Source organism: Pseudoalteromonas sp. S2755 (assembly GCF_005886535.1).
In the GTDB taxonomy this organism is placed as follows: domain Bacteria; phylum Pseudomonadota; class Gammaproteobacteria; order Enterobacterales; family Alteromonadaceae; genus Pseudoalteromonas.
The window spans coordinates 1-278 of the sequence record NZ_PNDS01000274.1 but is presented as its reverse complement, the minus strand read 5'-3'; the positions used below and the strand labels follow the sequence as shown (position 1 = coordinate 278).

General features: G+C 45.0%; 1 pseudogene. It reads right to left on the bottom strand.

The window, feature by feature from the left end:
• Nucleotides 1–217 (bottom strand): annotated as a pseudogene (locus CWC03_RS23205) (CHAD domain-containing protein); the annotation flags it as partial.
• Nucleotides 218–278 lie beyond the last annotated feature (61 nt).

The window sequence follows — 278 nt, the reverse complement described above, 5'->3', positions numbered from 1 at the left end:
CGCTGCTTGTGCAGTCTTGGGAAAAAATTTGCGCAATTTCGCTGACCTGAGGTTTGTGCTGCCTAAGTACTTTGCCATACTCAGTGAAAAGGTTGGCATTTCTCACCTGCTTTTTATCAAGGGCGGGTCCCAGCGTATTTTTCGCTGTTGAAGCTTCTTGCAGTGTATGTGAAATGGTTTGCTGGTTACGCTCTTCTTTCGATTCGCAGCCCAGCATTAGGCTCAAAACACACAGTAGGCTAACCAGTTTCCAAATTCTAAAGTTGGACTTTCATTGT